This window comes from Noviherbaspirillum humi, assembly GCF_900188095.1.
Classification (GTDB): domain Bacteria; phylum Pseudomonadota; class Gammaproteobacteria; order Burkholderiales; family Burkholderiaceae_D; genus Noviherbaspirillum; species Noviherbaspirillum humi.
In genome coordinates this window covers 181803-198445 of sequence record NZ_FZOT01000004.1, presented here as the reverse complement: position 1 = coordinate 198445, position 16643 = coordinate 181803, and the positions used below count along the sequence as shown (strand labels likewise).

The following is a 16643-nucleotide window of genomic DNA, read 5'->3' as shown; positions in this document are numbered from 1 at the left end:
GAACGCCCTGTACACGATCGCCCGGATACGCCAGATCGAACAGGCGGCCATGAGTCATCTCCCTCCCGGCAGCCTGATGCAGCGCGCCGGCGCCGCGGCGGCACGCGAGGTGCGCGACATCTGCCGGCGGGCCGGCCGCCGCGTCGATGTGCTGCTGCTTGCCGGTTCCGGCAACAATGGCGGCGATGCGCTGGAGGCGGCGGCGGTGCTCAGGCGCGGCGGCATGCGTGTTCGGGTGCTGCTGCATGGCGATCCTGCCCGGCAGCCGCGGGATGCCGCCGCCGCCCATGCACGCGCGCTGGCCGCTGGCGTCGAGATACACCCGTTCAGCGATTGGCAGGCGCAGCTGGAGCGTCCCTGCAATCTCGTCGTCGACGGCCTGTTCGGCATAGGCCTGCAGCGGCCCTTGACGGGCGAGATCGCGGAAGCGGTTCAGACGATAAACGAAATCGGCGCCGCGCGGCTGCCGGTGCTGGCGCTCGACGTCCCCAGCGGCATCGATGCGGACACCGGCACCGTGGTCGGCGGTGCCGTCGCCGTCCGGGCCAGCCATACGATTACCTTCATCGGCGACAAGCCGGGCCTGCACACCGCAGACGGTTGCGACCATGCTGGCGAAGTGCGGGTCGCCGGTCTCGACATCGCCTCCGGTCTGCCGCCGCCGGACGGCATGCTCAACCACCCCGGACTGTTCGCCGCCTGCCTGCGCCCGCGCGCCAGGAATACCCACAAGGGCAGCTTTGGCGACGTGGTGCTGCTCGGCGGCGCATCCGGCATGGCAGGCGCCGTCGTGCTGGCGGCACGCGCCGCGCTCCATGCCGGCGCCGGCCGCACCTATGCCGCCTTCATCGGCCCGGTGCCTGTTTATGACGATGCACATCCGGAGTTGATGTGCCGTGCTGCGCATGAGATCGATCTGGCGCGCAAGGTCGTCGTCGCCGGTCCCGGCATGGGCAGCGGCGAGGCAGCGCGGGCGGCACTGACAGCGGCGCTGAAGTCGCCTATGCCGGCGGTATTCGATGCGGATGCGCTCAACCTGCTTGCTTCCGATCGAAGCCTGATGCAAGCGCTCGCGGATCGCGGCAATCTGCAGCAGCCATCCTTGCTCACGCCCCATCCGCTGGAAGCGGCGCGCCTGCTGGGCATGAAGGTCGCGGAAGTCCAGTCGGACCGGCTCGCCGCCGCCCGTGCGTTGGCGGAAAGCGCCAACGCGGTTGTCATCTTGAAAGGCGCAGGAAGCATCATCGCCGCACCGGACCGGCCCTTCGTCATCAATCCCACGGGCAATCCGGCCTTGGCAACGGGCGGCACGGGCGACGTGCTCGCAGGCCTGTGCGGCGCTCTACTGGCTCAAGGCTGGCCGGCGCACGAGGCGGCGCTCGGCGCAGCGTGGATGCATGGCCATGCCGCCGACGAACTGGTACGGAAAGGCGTGGGCCCGATAGGCCTGACGGCGAGCGAGCTGATACCGGCGCTGCGGCTATGCCTGAACCAGCTGGTCGCGGAACGAAGCGTCCGCCCGTGAGCCTGCGCGAATCCGCGTGAAGCGGTCAACCTTGCACTTGGCCGGCCGCGAGCGTGATGATGCGGCCGCATCGGGCCGCGATGGAAGTATCGTGGGTCACCAGCACCAGGGTAGAGCCGCGTTCCCGGTTCAACTCGAACATGAGGCGGATCACCGCTTCGCCGGTGGCCGCATCGAGACTGCCGGTGGGCTCGTCGGCCAGCAGCAACGACGGCTCGGTGACGAAGGCGCGCGCCAGCGCCACCCGCTGCTGCTCGCCGCCGGACATGGTCCTGGGGTAATGGCGCAGGCGGCTGGAGAGTCCCACCCGGTCGAGCATCTCTTCCGCCTTGCGGCGAGCCTCGGTATCGCGCGCGAGTTCCAGCGGCAGCATCACGTTCTCCAGCGCGGTAAGATGGGCCAGCAGTTGGAAGGACTGGAACACGAAGCCCAGTTTTTGCTGCCGCAGCGCGGCCCGGCCATCCTCGTCGAGCTGGAAGATGTCGATGCCATCCAGCTTCACCGTGCCGGAAGAGGGATGGTCCAGCCCGGCGAGCAGGCCGAGCAGCGTCGATTTGCCCGACCCGGACGCACCGACGATCGCCAGGGTCTCGCCTGCCAGCACGCTAAAATTAATTTCGCGCAGAATGGTCAATTCACCAGTGGCGTCGGCGACGCGCTTTCCGAGGCCGACGACTTCGATCGCATGGACAACGTGGGAAGGATCTCGCATGCAGTTTCGTAACAGGAGTGGAAGGATGTTCGGCAAGCTCGCCGGCGGATCGATGCGCATCCGGCGGCTGTTGGCGTTGCTGCTGATGATGACGCTGGCGGCCTGGATGCCGCTTGCCTATTCTGCATCAAAAACCGTGCTCGTGCTCGGCGACAGCCTTTCGGCCGAGTATGGCATTGCCCGCGGTTCCGGCTGGGTCTCGCTGCTGGAGAAGCGGCTGCAGTCGGAAAAAGTCGATGCCCGCATCGTCAACGCCAGCGTCAGCGGGGAGACCACCAGCGGCGGCCGCACCCGGCTGCCTGCGCTGCTCGGCGAGCACCGTCCCGACACGGTGGTGATCGAACTCGGCGGCAACGATGGCTTGCGCGGCCTGCCGGTGCCGCAGACGCAATCCAACCTCGATGCCATGATCGACGCTGCGAAGAAAGCCGGCGCCAAGGTGCTGCTGGTCGGCATGCAGATTCCACCCAACTACGGCCGCGACTATACCGAGCGCTTCGCGCGCATGTTCAGCAAGACGTCGAAGGAAAAGGATGTGGCGCTGGTGCCTTTCCTGCTGCGCGGGCTGGAAGACCGACCGGACCTGTTCCAGGCCGACCGCATCCATCCGACGGCGGAAGCGCAGCGCATCATGCTGGAAAACGTCTGGCCGCACCTGAAGGCGCTGCTCAGGAAGTAGCGGCGCGCTTTTCTTGCCGCTGCATGCGGCGGCCTTGTTCAGTCTTTACCCGTTGGTCGCTCGACCGTCAGCCCGCCCGACCAAAACATGGATGCCCACAATGAAAAAGCCGCCCGAAGGCGGCTCTTTCATGGGTCAGGCGACGCTCATTTCGCCGGCTGTTCCTCGCCCGGCTTTGCGCCGACCGGATGCAGGATCTGCACCTTGGCCTTGGCCTTAAGCGATTCGAGGTACGCCGCCATTTCCTCCTGGGCCATAGCGCCGGCAATCTGCTGGCGTTCGGTCTGGCGCCGGGCGGCATCGACGGTTGCCGGCTGCATTACCTTGTTGATGCGGTACAGCGCATAACCGCCGTTTTGGAGATCGACGCCGACATAAGCCGGCAGCTTGCTGGCGTCGGCCTTCATCACCTCCGGCAATGCGCCCTGGGAGACTGCATTCGGCTTGGCGCGCGACACCACCTTGGCTTCGCCGAAGCCGCCCAGCTTGCCTTCCGACTTCGCCGCAGCCAGCTTGGCTTCGCCATCCTTTTTGGCCAGCGCCGCCGCTTCCGTCTGAACCACCCGCTCCCGGATCGCCGCCTGCACTTCCTCCAGCGGCTTGCGGGTCACCGGCTTGTAGTCGATGATGCGGCCGGCCACCAGGGTGCTCGGCGCGACTTCCACCGCGTCGGTATTGCGCTTGTTCTTGATGACCTCGTCGGAGAAGAGCGCCTTCAGGAACTTCGGCTGGTTGAACGGCGCTGTCGCCGGCAGCTTCGGATTCGGGTTGCGGGTCAGGTCGGACACCGTCTCGATCTTCAGCTTCAGCTTGTCGGCCACCGGCTTCAGGCTGTCCGACTGCTCGTACACCGTATTGGTAAAAGTCTCGGCCGCCTCGGCAAACTTCTTGGCCGCCTGCTGCTTCCGGATGTCAGCCACTACTTCCGGCTTCACCTCGTCGAAGGACTTGGTCGTCGCCGGCTTGATGCCGGTGAGCTGGATGATGTGGTAACCGAACTCGGACTGCACCACGTCGCTGATGTCGCCCTGCTTGAGCTTGAAGGCCGCATCCTCGAATGGTTTCACCATCATGCCCTTGCCGAAGAAGTCGAGGTCGCCGCCGCGCTCGGCGGAGCCGGGATCCTGGGAATTTTCCTTTGCCAGCTTGGCGAAATCGCCGGGGTTCTTGCGCAGCTGGGCCAGCAGCTTCTCCGCCTTGTCCTTGGCGGCAGCCTTGTCGGCATCGCTCGCATTCTGCTTCACCCCGATCAGGATGTGGCTGGCGCGGCGCTGCTCCTCGGTGCCGAAGCGCTTGGCATTCTGCTCGTAGTAGGCACGTGCATCGGCGTCGCTGACTTCGATCTGGGCAGCCAGCGCGGCCTGGTCGAGCACCACGTACTCGGCCTTGGCGCTTTCCGGCACTTCGAACTGGGCGGCGTTGCTCTCGTAGTAGCGCTTGACCATGTCGTCCGTCACCTTGACTTGCGACGCATAGTCGGAGGGCTTGAGCAGCAGTTCCTGGACCTCACGCTCTTGATCGTTCAGGTCCGACAGCTTGTCGGCCACGGTCTTGGGCGCAAACGCAGTGGATTGAATCGCATTGCTGACCTGTTGCAGCACCAGATCGCGGCGCAGGCGCGCTTCATAGCCTGCCGGCGTCAGGCCCTGCGCAGCGAGCAGGGTCTTGTAGCGCTCCACATCGAACTTGCCTTCCGGCGTGGTCAGCCCCGGAATGCCGAGGATGGTTTGCTGCAGCGCCTGGTCCGACACGGCGAGATTGTTGTTGGCAGCTTCTGCAGCGAGCACGCGCTGGGTGATCAAGCCATCCAGCACATTGCGCTTGGCTTCCGGCGTATCGAACATCTTCGGGTCGAACTGCTGGCCGAACATCTGGCGCAGGCGCTCCATCTGCTCGCGGTGAGCGGCATCGAGCTCCTGCTCGGAGATGGTTTGTCCCGCGACTTTCGCCACCGCGTTGTCCCTATCGCGGAAGCGGGTATAGCTTTCGAGTCCGAAGAAGGCAAAGGAAGGGAAAATGAAGAGCAGCAGCAGGAACTGCATTAGGCGCTGGTGCGTGCGAATGAATTCAAACATGGTCAGCCGATCACTTGATCATGGATAGAGAGCGAAATTCTATCCCATAAGAAAAAAGGCGAACTTACGTTCGCCTTTTCTCGGTTTTGGCGGAGTGGACGGGACTCGAACCCGCGACCCCCGGCGTGACAGGCCGGTATTCTAACCGACTGAACTACCACTCCTGAAACTGGCACTGCATGCAAGCTGACTGGTGGGTGCTGAGAGGCTCGAACTCCCGACCTACGCCTTGTAAGGGCGCCGCTCTACCAACTGAGCTAAGCACCCAAACGAGACTTAGCCACGCAAATCAGACTGCACTTACGGCTGTTGTCACCTCGCCGTAAAGACCGCTATTCTACAACAACTTTTGGCGACAGGCTAGTTGATCGCTTCCTTCAAGCCTTTGCCAGGCCGGAATTTCGGCACGCGCGCCGCACCGATTTCGATCACGCTCCCAGTGCGCGGGTCGCGGCCGCGGCGCGCTTCCCGCTTGCCGACGGAAAAGGTGCCGAACCCGACCAGGGTCACGCTGCCGTCTTCCTTCAAGGTAGTGGTGACTGCGCCCATCATGGCATCGACTGCCCGTGCCGCCGCCGTTTTCGAGATGTCGGCCGTCTTCGCCACATGCTCGATCAATTCGTTCTTGTTCAACTATGCCTCCTCACTAAATTGTTTTTTCCTGACTTCTCACTGCGAGCCTACTGACTCGCGGTCAAAACCAGGGTTGCAATTTAACTAGGGGCTCTTGATGCTGTCAAGGAATACGACTGTGCACAGCGATGACACAACACTTCTGTCGAGAACCGATCGGCCAATAAAAAAGCGACCCGAAGGTCGCTTTTTGCAAGCGGGGATGAAGCCCCGTCGATCAATCGCTTGATCAGTGCTTGATGACGCCCGTCTCGGCGGCATCGGTGCTCTTGGCAACCGCCTCGACCGGCACTTCTTCTTTCATTGGCGAAGGCTGCCGCTCCAAAGCGACTTCCAGCACCTTGTCGATCCAGCGCACCGGAATGATTTCCAGCTTGTTCTTGACGTTGTCAGGAATGTCCGCCAGATCCTTGACGTTCTGCTCGGGGATGAGCACCGTCTTGATGTCGCCGCGATGCGCCGCCAGCAGCTTCTCCTTCAAGCCGCCGATAGGCAGCACTTCGCCGCGCAGGGTGATCTCGCCCGTCATCGCCACGTCGGCGCGCACCGGAATGCCGGTCAGCACCGACACCATGGCAGTGGTCATGGCGATGCCGGCGGAAGGACCATCCTTCGGCGTTGCGCCTTCCGGCACATGGATGTGGATGTCGTTCTTCTCGAACAGCTCTTCCTTGATGCCGAGACGCTTGGAGCGGCTGCGCACCACGGTGCGGGCGGCTTCGATCGACTCCTTCATCACGTCGCCCAGCGTACCGGTACGGATGATGTTGCCCTTGCCTGGCATGTTCACCGCCTCGATCGTCAGCAGGTCGCCGCCAACCTCGGTCCAGGCTAGGCCAACCACCTGGCCGACTTGGTTCTCTTTTTCGGCGACGCCGAAATCGTAGCGCCGCACACCCAGGAATTTATCCAGGTTCTTCGGCGTCACGGCTACCTTGCGATCCTGCTTCTTCAGCAGCAGCATCTTGACCACCTTGCGGCAGATCTTGGAGATTTCACGCTCCAGCGAACGCACGCCGGCTTCGCGGGTGTAGTAGCGGATGATGTCGCGGATCGCAGCTTCGGAGACGTTGATCTCGTCTTCCTTGAGCCCGTTGTTCGTCACCTGCTTGGGCAGCAGATAGCGCATCGCGATGTTGGCTTTTTCATCCTCGGTGTAACCCGACAGGCGAATCACTTCCATCCGGTCCAGCAGCGCCGGCGGAATGTTGTAGGAGTTCGACGTCGCCACGAACATCACATCCGACAGGTCGAAGTCGACTTCGATGTAATGGTCGGAGAAGGTGTGGTTCTGCTCCGGGTCGAGCACCTCCAGCAGCGCCGAAGCCGGATCGCCGCGGAAGTCCATGCCGAGCTTGTCCACCTCGTCCAGCAGGAACAGCGGATTGCGCACACCGACCTTGGCCAGGCTCTGCAGAATCTTTCCCGGCATGGAGCCGATGTAGGTACGACGGTGGCCGCGGATCTCGGCTTCGTCACGCACGCCGCCCAGCGCCATGCGCACGAACTTGCGGTTCGTTGCGCGGGCGATCGACTGGCCGAGCGAGGTCTTGCCCACCCCAGGAGGGCCCACCAGGCACAGAATCGGCGCCTTCACCTTATCGACGCGCTGCTGCACGGCGAGATATTCAAGGATGCGCTCCTTGACCTTTTCCAGGCCGTAGTGCTCGCCCTCGAGCACCTGTTCGGCATTGGCCAGATCGTTGTTGACCTTGGACTTCTTCTTCCAGGGCAGGCCAACCACGGTATCGATGTAGTTGCGCACCACGGTGGCTTCAGCCGACATCGGAGACATCAGCTTCAGCTTCTTCAGTTCGGCCTGCGCCTTCTCGCGGGCTTCCTTCGGCATCTTGGCGGCAATGATCTTCTTCTCGAGTTCCTCGAGATCGGCACCCTCTTCGCCCTCGCCCAGTTCCTTCTGGATGGCCTTGACCTGCTCGTTCAGGTAGTACTCGCGCTGCGATTTTTCCATCTGGCGCTTGACGCGGCCGCGGATGCGCTTCTCCACCTGGAGGATGTCGAGTTCGCCTTCGAGCTGGCCGAGCAAATGCTCATGGCGCTTGGCGACGTTGAAGATTTCGAGGATGACCTGCTTCTGCTCGAGCTTGAGCGGAAGATGCGCGGCGATGGTGTCGGCCAGGCGGCCGGCGTCGTCGATGCCCGCAAGCGAGGTGAGGATCTCGGGCGGAATCTTCTTGTTCAGCTTCACGTACTGGTCGAACTGCTGCACGATGGCGCGGCGCATCGCTTCGACTTCCGCCTCGTCGCCCGGCTCCGACTCCACCGGGGTCAGGTCGGCGACGAAATGGGTATCGCTCTCGTCGATGCGGTGGATACGGGCACGCTGCGCGCCCTCCACCAGTACCTTGACGGTGCCGTCCGGCAGCTTGAGCATCTGCAGGATGTTGGCAACGCAGCCGATGTCATAAATATCGTTGGGAGAAGGCTCATCCTTGGCAGCCGCCTTTTGGGCGGCGAGCATGATGCTCTTGCCTTGCTCCATCGCGGCCTCAAGCGCCTTGATGGATTTGGGACGACCGACGAACAGCGGAATCACCATATGCGGGAACACAACCACGTCCCGCAGCGGCAATAACGGCAATTGAGTATGTTCAGAGAATGTTGGTGTAGTCGTCATGGCGAACCTTATTTAAGAGCTTGTTGATGATGTGGGCCCAAGCAGCCAAATCTCAAGTCCATGCAGCAACAATCCAGATATTACTCCAGGTTAAGCAGCCAAAGAAAAAAGCCACACGCGAAGTTGCCCTCGGGTGGCTTTTCGATGGAAGCCTGAAGATTGATGTGCGATCAAATTTCAGCGAGTTTCAGCAAAGTGGGCACAATCATGCTTGACTGACCAGCCTGACGAGCGCCGGCTTACTTGGCGCCAGACACCTTAGGCTGCTCATGATAGATCAGCAAGGGCTTGGCTCCATTCACGATCGTGTTCTCGTCGATCACGACCTTGGCAACGTTCTGCTGGCTCGGAAGTTCAAACATCACGTCCAGCAGAGCATGTTCGAGAATGGAACGCAGTCCGCGCGCACCCGTCTTGCGTTCCAGTGCCTTTCTCGCAATGGCGTGCAGCGCTGCCGGCCGAACCTCAAGTTCCGCTCCTTCCATCTGGAGCAGCTTCGCATATTGTTTTATCAATGCATTCTTGGGCTCAAGCAAGATTTGGATTAGCGCGTCCTCGTTTAGTTCACTCAGGGTCGCGACCACCGGCAGACGTCCGACCAGTTCCGGAATCAGGCCGAACTTGATCAGATCCTCGGGTTCGGCGCTCATCAGCTTTTCGCTGGCGTTGCGCTCGTCCTGGCTCTTTACGCTGGCGGAGAAACCGATGCCGCTCTTTTCCGAGCGATTGGAAATGATCTTGGCCAGACCGTCGAAGGCGCCGCCGCAGATGAACATGATGTTGGTCGTGTCGATCTGGACGAAATCCTGGTTCGGATGCTTGCGCCCGCCCTGAGGCGGCACCGAGGCCATGGTGCCCTCGATCAGCTTCAGCAGCGCCTGCTGCACGCCTTCGCCGGACACGTCGCGAGTGATGGAAGGGTTGTCCGACTTGCGCGAGATCTTGTCGATCTCGTCGATGTAGACGATGCCCTTCTGCGCCTTTTCGACCTCGTAATTGCAGTTCTGCAGGAGCTTCTGGATGATGTTCTCGACGTCCTCGCCGACATAGCCCGCTTCGGTGAGCGTGGTGGCATCGGCGATGACGAAAGGCACATTGAGCATGCGGGCCAGCGTCTGCGCCAGCAAGGTCTTGCCGGAACCGGTCGGGCCGATCAGCAGGATGTTGCTCTTGGCGAGTTCGACATCGTCCTTCTTGCCGAGATGCTTGAGACGCTTGTAGTGGTTGTAGACGGCCACCGAAAGGATGCGCTTGGCAGTTTCCTGGCCGATCACGTACTGACCCAGCAAGTCGCAGATTTCTTGCGGCGTGGGCAGATCGGATTTCGGACCGGAAACCGACTCGATGCTGGAAGCCTCGTCCCTGATGATGTCGTTGCACAGGTCGATACACTCGTCGCAAATGAATACCGAGGGACCCGCGATCAGCTTCTTCACCTCATGCTGGCTTTTGCCGCAGAAGGAGCAGTAAAGCAGTTTCTCACCGCTGGAGGATTTTTTGTCTGACATGGGGACAAAGTTTAAGACTAAGAAGTGAAAGTTTTGGGACGATATTACCCGCGAAATCGCGATTCGTCACGACACCGCTCAAAGGATACCGGACAAAGCGCAACAGCGCAGAAGCGCCCCGAATAAGACAAATGCCCGGAGGACAAGCCATCCGGGCATCATTGCAATCGGTTACCGATTCAGGGATCAAGCCCTGTTGGTCAGCACCTTGTCAATCAGGCCATATTCGGCCGCCTCGACAGCGGACATGAAGTTATCTCTGTCCGTATCCTTGCTGATTTGTTCCACCGACCGACCGGTCTTTTCAGCCAGGATGTTGTTCAAGCGGTCGCGCAGGTACAGGATTTCCCGTGCCTGGATCTCGATGTCCGATGCCTGGCCCTGAGCGCCGCCCAGCGGCTGGTGAATCATGATGCGCGAGTTGGGGAGCGAGAAACGCTTGCCCTTCGCACCCGCCGCCAGCAGGAAAGCACCCATCGATGCAGCCAAGCCGGTGCAGAGGGTGGAGACATCCGGCTTGATGAATTGCATGGTGTCGAAAATCGCCATGCCGGCAGACACCGAGCCGCCCGGAGAGTTGATGTACAGCGAAATGTCCTTGTCCGGATTTTCGCTTTCCAGGAACAGCATCTGGGCGACGATCAGGTTGGCGGTGTGATCATTCACCGGGCCGACCAGGAAGATCACCCGTTCCTTCAGCAGGCGCGAGTAGATATCGTAGGCGCGCTCGCCGCGGCCGCTCTGCTCAATTACCATCGGCACCATACCGAGCATTTCGGTATCGAGCGCAGAATTTCGGTTCATGCCTGTCATGTGCTTTCCTTAAGGAGTGCGCACAAACGTTTAAGCCTGTGCGTTGTTGCCCATCAATTCATCGAAAGAAACCGCCTTGTCGGTCACCTTCGCCTTGCCAAGGACATAGTTAACGACGTTTTCTTCCAAAACAAGGGCCTCGACTTCAGCCAGGCGGCGACGGTCGCTGTAGTAGTACTTCAGGACCTGTTGCGGATCTTCGTAACTTTGCGCGAAATCCTCGATCTGCGCTTTGACCTGCTCCGGAGTCGCATCCAGTTTGTTTTCCTTCACGACTTCGGCAAGGATCAGACCGAGGCGGACGCGGCGCTCGGCCTGGGCGGTGAACAGCTCCGGCGGGAACGGCATGTCCTTGACGTTCATGCCGCGCTGGGCCATGTCTTCGCGGGTCATTTGCACCAGGCGCTCCACGTCCTGCTGCACCAGCGCGTTCGGCACGTCCAGCTCGGCAACCTTGATCAGCGCGTTCATCACGCTGTCCTTGGTGCCGGCCTTGGCGCGGTTCTTCACTTCGCGCTCCAGGTTGGCCTTGATGTCTTCGCGCATTTTGGCGAGATCGCCGTCCTCGATGCCGAGCGACTTGGCGAAGTCGCTGTCGACTTCCGGCATGTGCGCCCACTCGATGCGCTTGACGGTGATGGTGAATTCGGCAGTCTTGCCAGCGACATCCTTGCCGTGGTAGTCGGCCGGGAAAGTGAGCGGAAAGGTCTTGGACTCACCAACCTTCAGGCCGATGGTTGCAGCCTCGAACTCGGGCAGCATGCGGCCTTCGCCCAGCACATAGGTGAAGTCTTCCGCCTTGCCGCCGGCAAATTCGACGCCGTCGATCTTGCCCACGAAGTCGATGGTAACGCGATCGCCGTTCTGGGCCGACTGGTCGGCGCCGCCATCGCCGTGCGCACCCTGCTCGCCCTTGACGTGGTAGTGCACGCGCTGCTTGCGCAGGATGTCGATGGTCTTGTCGATTTCGGCGTCCGTGACTTCACTGACGACCTTTTCCACTTCAACCTGGGACAGGTCGCCGATCTTCACTTCCGGATAGACTTCGAAGGTGGCATCGAACGCGACGGAATCCTCGGCCACGCCTTCGCCGGACTTCGGTTCGATCTTCGGCAGGCCGGCGACGCGCAGGTTGTTTTCGGTGGCGGCGTCGTTGAACGCACGGCCGACCTTGTCATTGAGCACTTCGGTTTCGACCTGGAAACCGTACTGTGCGGCGACCATCTTCATCGGCACTTTGCCCGGACGGAAACCGGGTGCCTTCGCTGTGCGGGCACGAACCTTCAAGCGTTTTTCAACTTCCGCCCTCACATCTGCCAGCGGCAGGGTGATCGTCATGCGGCGCTCGAGTTTTTCCAGGGTTTCGACTGCAGTTGCCATGTGAATCGTCCAAAAAATGAAATGATCTGTGGTGCGAGGAGGGGGACTCGAACCCCCACACCATTGCTGGCGTCAGGACCTAAACCTGGTGCGTCTACCAATTTCGCCATCCTCGCAGGATTTCGCGCCGGCCGCCCTTGAAAACTCGGCAACCGGGGTATAAAAGCAAAGGGCGACCTGAAGTGTCAACCGGTCGCCCTGGAAAGCCTGTTAATAGCTTCTTAACTTCAATCCGGCATTTTACTGGATTTTTTTGCGAAACGCCTCTCCTTTTGATGACGGGGGGCGGCCTGTCATGCCGGTTTTGCCGGGTTTCGCCTGACACGGAACCAGGCCGCATACAAGGCCGGCAGGAACAGCAGCGTCAATCCCGTGGCGATGACGAGGCCGCCCATGATGGCTACCGCCATCGGCCCCCAGAACACCGAACGCGACAGCGGAATCATGGCCAGCACCGCTGCCGCCGCAGTCAGGATGATGGGCCGGAAGCGGCGTACCGCCGAGCCGACGATCGCATCCCAGGCCGGCACGCCCTCGGCAATGTCGTGCTCGATCTGGTCGATCAGGATCACCGAATTGCGGATGATCATGCCGAACAAGGCGATCACGCCAAGCTGGGCGACGAAGCCGAACGGCCGCTGCAGCAGCAGGAGTGCGAGCGCAGCGCCGGCCACGCCGAGCGGCCCGGTGAGGAACACCAGCACCGCACGCGAGAAGCTGTGCAGCTGAAGCATGAGCAGCGTGAAGATGATGAAGATCACCAGCGGCACATTGGCGGCAATCGAGGCCTGGGCCTTGCCGCTGTCGGCGGCGGCGCCGGCGAGTTCGATGCCGTATCCGGGCGGCAGTTCGGCGCGCAGCGCCGCCAGCCTGGGTTCGATCTGCGACGACACCGTCGGGCCCTGGATGCCTTCGACGATGTCCGACTGCACGGTAATGGCCCATTCACGCCCTTCGCGCCAGACCACGCCCGGCTCCCACACCAGGCTCACGCGCGCCACCTGGGACAAGGTGATCGGGCGCCCGGCAGGCGTCTGCAGAGTCGTCTCCGACAGCGCCTGCACCGTCGAGCGTTCATCCTGCGGCTGGCGCACCACGATGTCGATGAGCCGATTCTTTTCCCGGAATTGTCCGACCACGCTGCCGCTTAGCACCGTGTTCGCCGCCCGCATCACCGCCTGCGAGGTGATGCCGAGGGCGCGCAGCTTGTCCTGGTCGAGCTCGAGCCGGATCGATTTCACCGATTCGTTCCAGTTGTCATTCACGCCCAGGGTATTGGGATTGGCACGCATGATCTCCTTCACCTTGTCGGCGATCTCGCGCACCTTGGAGACGTCGGTGCCGGTGACGCGGAACTGCACCGGATATGGCACCGGCGGACCGTTCGGCAGCAGCTTCACCCGGCCGCGCACCTCCGGGAAATCGGTCTTGAAGACGTCGATGATCTTCGCCCGCAGCGCCTCGCGCGACTTCAGGTCGCGCGGCAGCACCACGATCTGCGACACATTGGTTTGCGGGAAGATCTGATCCAGCGGCAGATAGAAGCGCGGACTGCCGGTGCCGACGTAACTGGTCACGCTCTCCACGCCCTCCTGCTTGCGGATGAAGGCTTCGAATTTCTTCGCCTGCGCTTCGGTCGCGGCGAAGGAAGAACCCTCGGGCAGCCAGAGTTCCACCATCAATTCCGGCCGGCTCGAATCGGGGAAGAACTGCTGCTCGATGACGCGGAAGCCGAGCACGCCGAGGGCGAACACGCCCAAGGTCAGCAGGATGGTGGTCTTGCGCCATTCCACGCACCAGTTCACCAGGGCGCGGAAGCGGCGGTAGAACGGCGTATCGAACAGCTCATGGTGGCCATCCGCGCCTGCCGCGGGCTTCACCTTCAGCAGCAGGTAACCGATATAGGGCGTGAACAGCACCGCGGCGAACCAGGAAATCAGCAGGGCCAGCGCATTCACCGAAAACATGGAGAAGGTGTATTCGCCCGCGGCGGATTTCGCCAGGCCGATGGGCAGGAAGCCGGCGGCGGTGATCAGGGTGCCGGTCAGCATCGGCATCGCGGTCGAGGTGTAGGCGAAAGTGGCGGCCTCGAAGCGCGACAATCCTTCCTCCATCTTCCGCACCATCATTTCCACTGCGATGATGGCGTCGTCCACCAGCAGGCCGAGCGCGATGATCAGCGCGCCGAGCGAAATCTTGTGCAGGTCGATGCTGAAGATGCTCATGAACAGGAAGGTCACTGCCAGCACCAGCGGGATGGTGAGCGCCACCACCAGGCCGGGACGGGCGTCGAGGCGAAACGGCTTGGTGTGAAGGCCCAGCGAAATAAAGCTGACGCCGAGCACGATCAGCACGGCCTCGGTCAGGGTGCGTAGGAACTCGTTCACCGAGGACGAGACCGCCTTCGGCTGGTCGGACACCCGCTCCAGCTCGATGCCCACCGGCAGCTTCGCCTTGAGGTCGGTGACGGCGGCTTCGAGATGCTTGCCGAGTTCGATGATGTCCCCGCCTTTTTCCATTGAAATGCCAAGGCCGATCACTTCCTTGCCGTTGAAGCGCATCTTGTCCTGAGGCGGATCCTTGTAGCCCCGGTGGATGGTGGCAAAGTCGCCGAGCCGGAAGTTGGTGGCGCCGGCGCGCAGCTGGAGGCTTTCCAGGTCGGCCATGTTGGCGACTGCGCCGGTGACGCGGATCTGCAGGTTGTCGGTGGGTGTGGCAAGGATGCCCGCGGCTTCCACCGCGTTCTGCGCATTCAACTGCGCCACCACGCTGTCGAGCGAAATGCCGAGCTGGGAAAACTTCTTGCTGGAGAATTCGATGTAGACCTTCTCATCCTGCACGCCGAACAGCTCGACCTTGGCGACCGACGGCACGGACAGGAACTGCTGGCGAATGAAGTCGGCGTAGTCCTTGACTTCGGCATAGCTGAAACCGTCGCCCGACACGGCGAAGATGGAACCATAGGTATCGCCGAATTCGTCATTGAAGAACGGTCCCTGCACGCCGGCGGGCAGCGTGCCGCGGATGTCGCCTATCTTCTTGCGCACCTGGTACCAGGCGCCGGGCACATCCTTGGGCGGCGTCGATTCCCGCAGCTGCAGGATGATCAGCGTCTCTCCCGGCTTGGAGTAGCTGCGTATGGTGTCGATATAGGGCGTTTCCTGCAGCTTGCGCTCCAGCTTGTCGGTCACCTGCTCCGCCATCTGCAGCGAGGTGGCGCCCGGCCAGATGGCGCGAACCACCATGGCGCGGAAAGTGAACGGGGGATCTTCATCCTGCCCGAGCCTGCCATAGCTCAGGATGCCGCCGATCAGCAACACTACCATCAGGTAGCGCGTGAGCGGGATATGCTCCAGCGCCCAGCGCGAAAGATTGAAGCCGCCCTTCATTTCGCCGCTCCGGCGTCGGAGCGGTCGGCCGGGTCAGCCTTGGGGTCGAGCAGTTTCACTTTCTGTCCAGGCTTCAGCAGATTGACGCCGGCGGTCACCACGGTCTGGCCCGGCGCCAATCCGCCAGCCACCAGCACGTCGTTGCCGTCCAGGCCGGCCACCTTTACCGGCGCCTGGCGCACCGCGCCGTTCTCGACCAGCCAGACGGCATTGGCCTCCTTGTCGCGCACCAGCGCCGCCAACGGCAGGCGGATCACGTTGCCCGCCGCCTTCTGCACGAAGCCGACATAGGCCGTCATGCCCAGCTTGACCTCGGCCGGCGCATTGGGAATCGAAATCTTGGCGGTATAGGTTCGGGAAGCCGGATCGGCCACGGGTGACACTTCCCGCACCTTGCCGGGAAATACCTGTTCCGCATTGGCCCAGGTGCGTATGCGGACGTCGGTCACGCCCCGCAGCGCATCGACCTTGTCTTCCGGGAGACCGATCACAACTTCCTTCTCCGACAGCTGCGCCACTCGCACCACCGGCGTGCCGGCGCTGACCACCTGGCCGACCTCGGCATCGATGGCGGTGACGACGCCGTCCGCATCCGACACCAGCGTGGCATAGCCGACCTGGTTGGCCTGGTTGCGCAGCGCGGCGACCGCTTGGTCATAGCTTGCCTGCGCCGCCTGATAGGCGCCTTCCTTGCTCTCCAATACCGCCTGGCTGACGAAGTTCTTGGCGCGCAGGTCGCGGTAGCGTTCAAGCTCGGATTTGGCCAGATCACGGTTGGTCTGCGCCGCCTTCAGCGCCGCCTGGGCCTGGGTCTGCGCCAGGCGCAGATCCTGTGGATCGAGCTCCATCAGCACCTGGCCGCGCTTCACCGTCGCACCGACATCGATCTTGCGCGATACGATCTTGCCGCCGACGCGAAAGCCCAGCCGCGATTCGATGCGCGCCCTCACCTCGCCGGCAAACTCGCTGCTGGCATCGACGCTGCCGGCCGCGATCTTCATCACCCGCACCGGGCGCACGTCTTCCGTCTTTTCCACCGGCTTGGAACAGGCCAGCAGCAGACAGGCGGCGAGCACCGGCATTGCCGTGCGGATGAATGGAAAGCGGTCCAAGGCGGGACGGCGCAACGATTTGCGGGAAGACATGGTATTTCCTTTATGATTCGGCATCTAATTTTCGACGAACCGGCATCGACATCCCGCGAGGGAGTTAATGACCGCAAGGTTAGTAATTATAAACTTGAAGATTTGCAATCGCATTCGATTTGATTCGATTTCTCCCGCTACCCTCT

The 16643-nt window shown here is 62.0% G+C and carries 11 protein-coding genes and 3 tRNA genes; 2 read left to right on the top strand and 12 right to left on the bottom strand.

Translation table 11 applies throughout. The features are described 5' to 3' along the window. Window positions 1–49: 49 nt before the first annotated feature. Window positions 50–1525 carry an NAD(P)H-hydrate dehydratase gene (locus CHB88_RS09300; RefSeq protein WP_245844862.1) on the top strand — a complete coding sequence of 492 codons (1476 nt, stop codon included), beginning with the start codon at window positions 50–52 and terminating at the stop codon, window positions 1523–1525. A gap of 25 nt (window positions 1526–1550) precedes the next feature. On the opposite strand, the gene CHB88_RS09295 is transcribed toward CHB88_RS09300, so the two are convergent. Further along, window positions 1551–2237, bottom strand: a complete 687-nt coding sequence (locus CHB88_RS09295; protein WP_089399037.1) for an ABC transporter ATP-binding protein — start codon at window positions 2235–2237, stop codon at window positions 1551–1553. A 52-nt stretch (window positions 2238–2289) separates the two neighbouring features. Here CHB88_RS09295 and CHB88_RS09290 point away from each other — a divergent pair, with 52 nt between their 5' ends. Then, the gene (locus CHB88_RS09290; protein ID WP_089399160.1) at window positions 2290–2916 is read left to right on the top strand and encodes an arylesterase; all 627 of its coding nucleotides are present in this window, start codon (window positions 2290–2292) and stop codon (window positions 2914–2916) included. Window positions 2917–3062: 146 nt separating this feature from the next. Here CHB88_RS09290 and CHB88_RS09285 read toward each other — a convergent pair whose 3' ends face one another. The 11 genes from CHB88_RS09285 to CHB88_RS09235 form a co-directional block, all read right to left on the bottom strand. Further along, a complete protein-coding gene (locus tag CHB88_RS09285) occupies window positions 3063–4991 on the bottom strand; it encodes a SurA N-terminal domain-containing protein (RefSeq protein WP_089399036.1) in 1929 nt (642 codons plus the stop codon). Window positions 4992–5078: 87 nt separating this feature from the next. Beyond that, window positions 5079–5155: transfer RNA gene (locus tag CHB88_RS09280), tRNA-Asp, on the bottom strand. Window positions 5156–5182: 27 nt separating this feature from the next. Next, a tRNA-Val gene (locus CHB88_RS09275) sits at window positions 5183–5258 on the bottom strand. 93 nt (window positions 5259–5351) lie between these two features. Next, window positions 5352–5624 (bottom strand): HU family DNA-binding protein, encoded by a 273-nt coding sequence (locus CHB88_RS09270; RefSeq protein ID WP_089399035.1) that lies wholly within the window; start codon window positions 5622–5624, stop codon window positions 5352–5354. 229 nt (window positions 5625–5853) lie between these two features. Next, window positions 5854–8262, bottom strand: coding sequence for an endopeptidase La (lon, locus tag CHB88_RS09265; RefSeq protein ID WP_089399034.1), 2409 nt, complete (start codon window positions 8260–8262; stop codon window positions 5854–5856). Between the two features lie 239 nt (window positions 8263–8501). After that, window positions 8502–9770, bottom strand: a complete 1269-nt coding sequence (gene clpX, locus CHB88_RS09260) for an ATP-dependent Clp protease ATP-binding subunit ClpX (RefSeq protein WP_089399033.1) — start codon at window positions 9768–9770, stop codon at window positions 8502–8504. Window positions 9771–9956: 186 nt separating this feature from the next. Next, a complete protein-coding gene (gene clpP, locus CHB88_RS09255) occupies window positions 9957–10583 on the bottom strand; it encodes an ATP-dependent Clp endopeptidase proteolytic subunit ClpP (RefSeq protein WP_089399032.1) in 627 nt (208 codons plus the stop codon). Window positions 10584–10613: 30 nt separating this feature from the next. Then, window positions 10614–11963 carry a trigger factor gene (gene tig, locus CHB88_RS09250; protein WP_089399031.1) on the bottom strand — a complete coding sequence of 450 codons (1350 nt, stop codon included), beginning with the start codon at window positions 11961–11963 and terminating at the stop codon, window positions 10614–10616. A gap of 29 nt (window positions 11964–11992) precedes the next feature. Next, window positions 11993–12079, bottom strand: a tRNA-Leu gene (locus CHB88_RS09245). Between the two features lie 177 nt (window positions 12080–12256). After that, window positions 12257–15352, bottom strand: coding sequence for an efflux RND transporter permease subunit (locus CHB88_RS09240; protein WP_089399030.1), 3096 nt, complete (start codon window positions 15350–15352; stop codon window positions 12257–12259). Next, window positions 15349–16497: an efflux RND transporter periplasmic adaptor subunit gene (locus CHB88_RS09235; protein WP_245844861.1), complete on the bottom strand. Its 1149-nt coding sequence runs from the start codon at window positions 16495–16497 to the stop codon at window positions 15349–15351. Before CHB88_RS09235 ends, CHB88_RS09240 begins: the two co-directional genes overlap by 4 nt. Window positions 16498–16643: the final 146 nt, after the last annotated feature.

What these genes read in the sequence shown, in the direction of transcription:
- CHB88_RS09285 (WP_089399036.1), bottom strand. Translation starts at nt 4,991, where the DNA reads ATGTTTGAATTCATTCGCACGCACCAGCGCCTAATGCAGTTCCTGCTG.
- CHB88_RS09295 (WP_089399037.1), bottom strand. Translation starts at nt 2,237, where the DNA reads ATGCGAGATCCTTCCCACGTTGTCCATGCGATCGAAGTCGTCGGCCTC.
- CHB88_RS09290 (WP_089399160.1), top strand. Translation starts at nt 2,290, where the DNA reads ATGCGCATCCGGCGGCTGTTGGCGTTGCTGCTGATGATGACGCTGGCG.
- CHB88_RS09300 (WP_245844862.1), top strand. Translation starts at nt 50, where the DNA reads ATGAGTCATCTCCCTCCCGGCAGCCTGATGCAGCGCGCCGGCGCCGCG.
- CHB88_RS09240 (WP_089399030.1), bottom strand. Translation starts at nt 15,352, where the DNA reads ATGAAGGGCGGCTTCAATCTTTCGCGCTGGGCGCTGGAGCATATCCCG.
- tig (WP_089399031.1), bottom strand. Translation starts at nt 11,963, where the DNA reads ATGGCAACTGCAGTCGAAACCCTGGAAAAACTCGAGCGCCGCATGACG.
- clpX (WP_089399033.1), bottom strand. Translation starts at nt 9,770, where the DNA reads ATGTCAGACAAAAAATCCTCCAGCGGTGAGAAACTGCTTTACTGCTCC.
- CHB88_RS09235 (WP_245844861.1), bottom strand. Translation starts at nt 16,497, where the DNA reads ATGTCTTCCCGCAAATCGTTGCGCCGTCCCGCCTTGGACCGCTTTCCA.
- clpP (WP_089399032.1), bottom strand. Translation starts at nt 10,583, where the DNA reads ATGACAGGCATGAACCGAAATTCTGCGCTCGATACCGAAATGCTCGGT.
- lon (WP_089399034.1), bottom strand. Translation starts at nt 8,262, where the DNA reads ATGACGACTACACCAACATTCTCTGAACATACTCAATTGCCGTTATTG.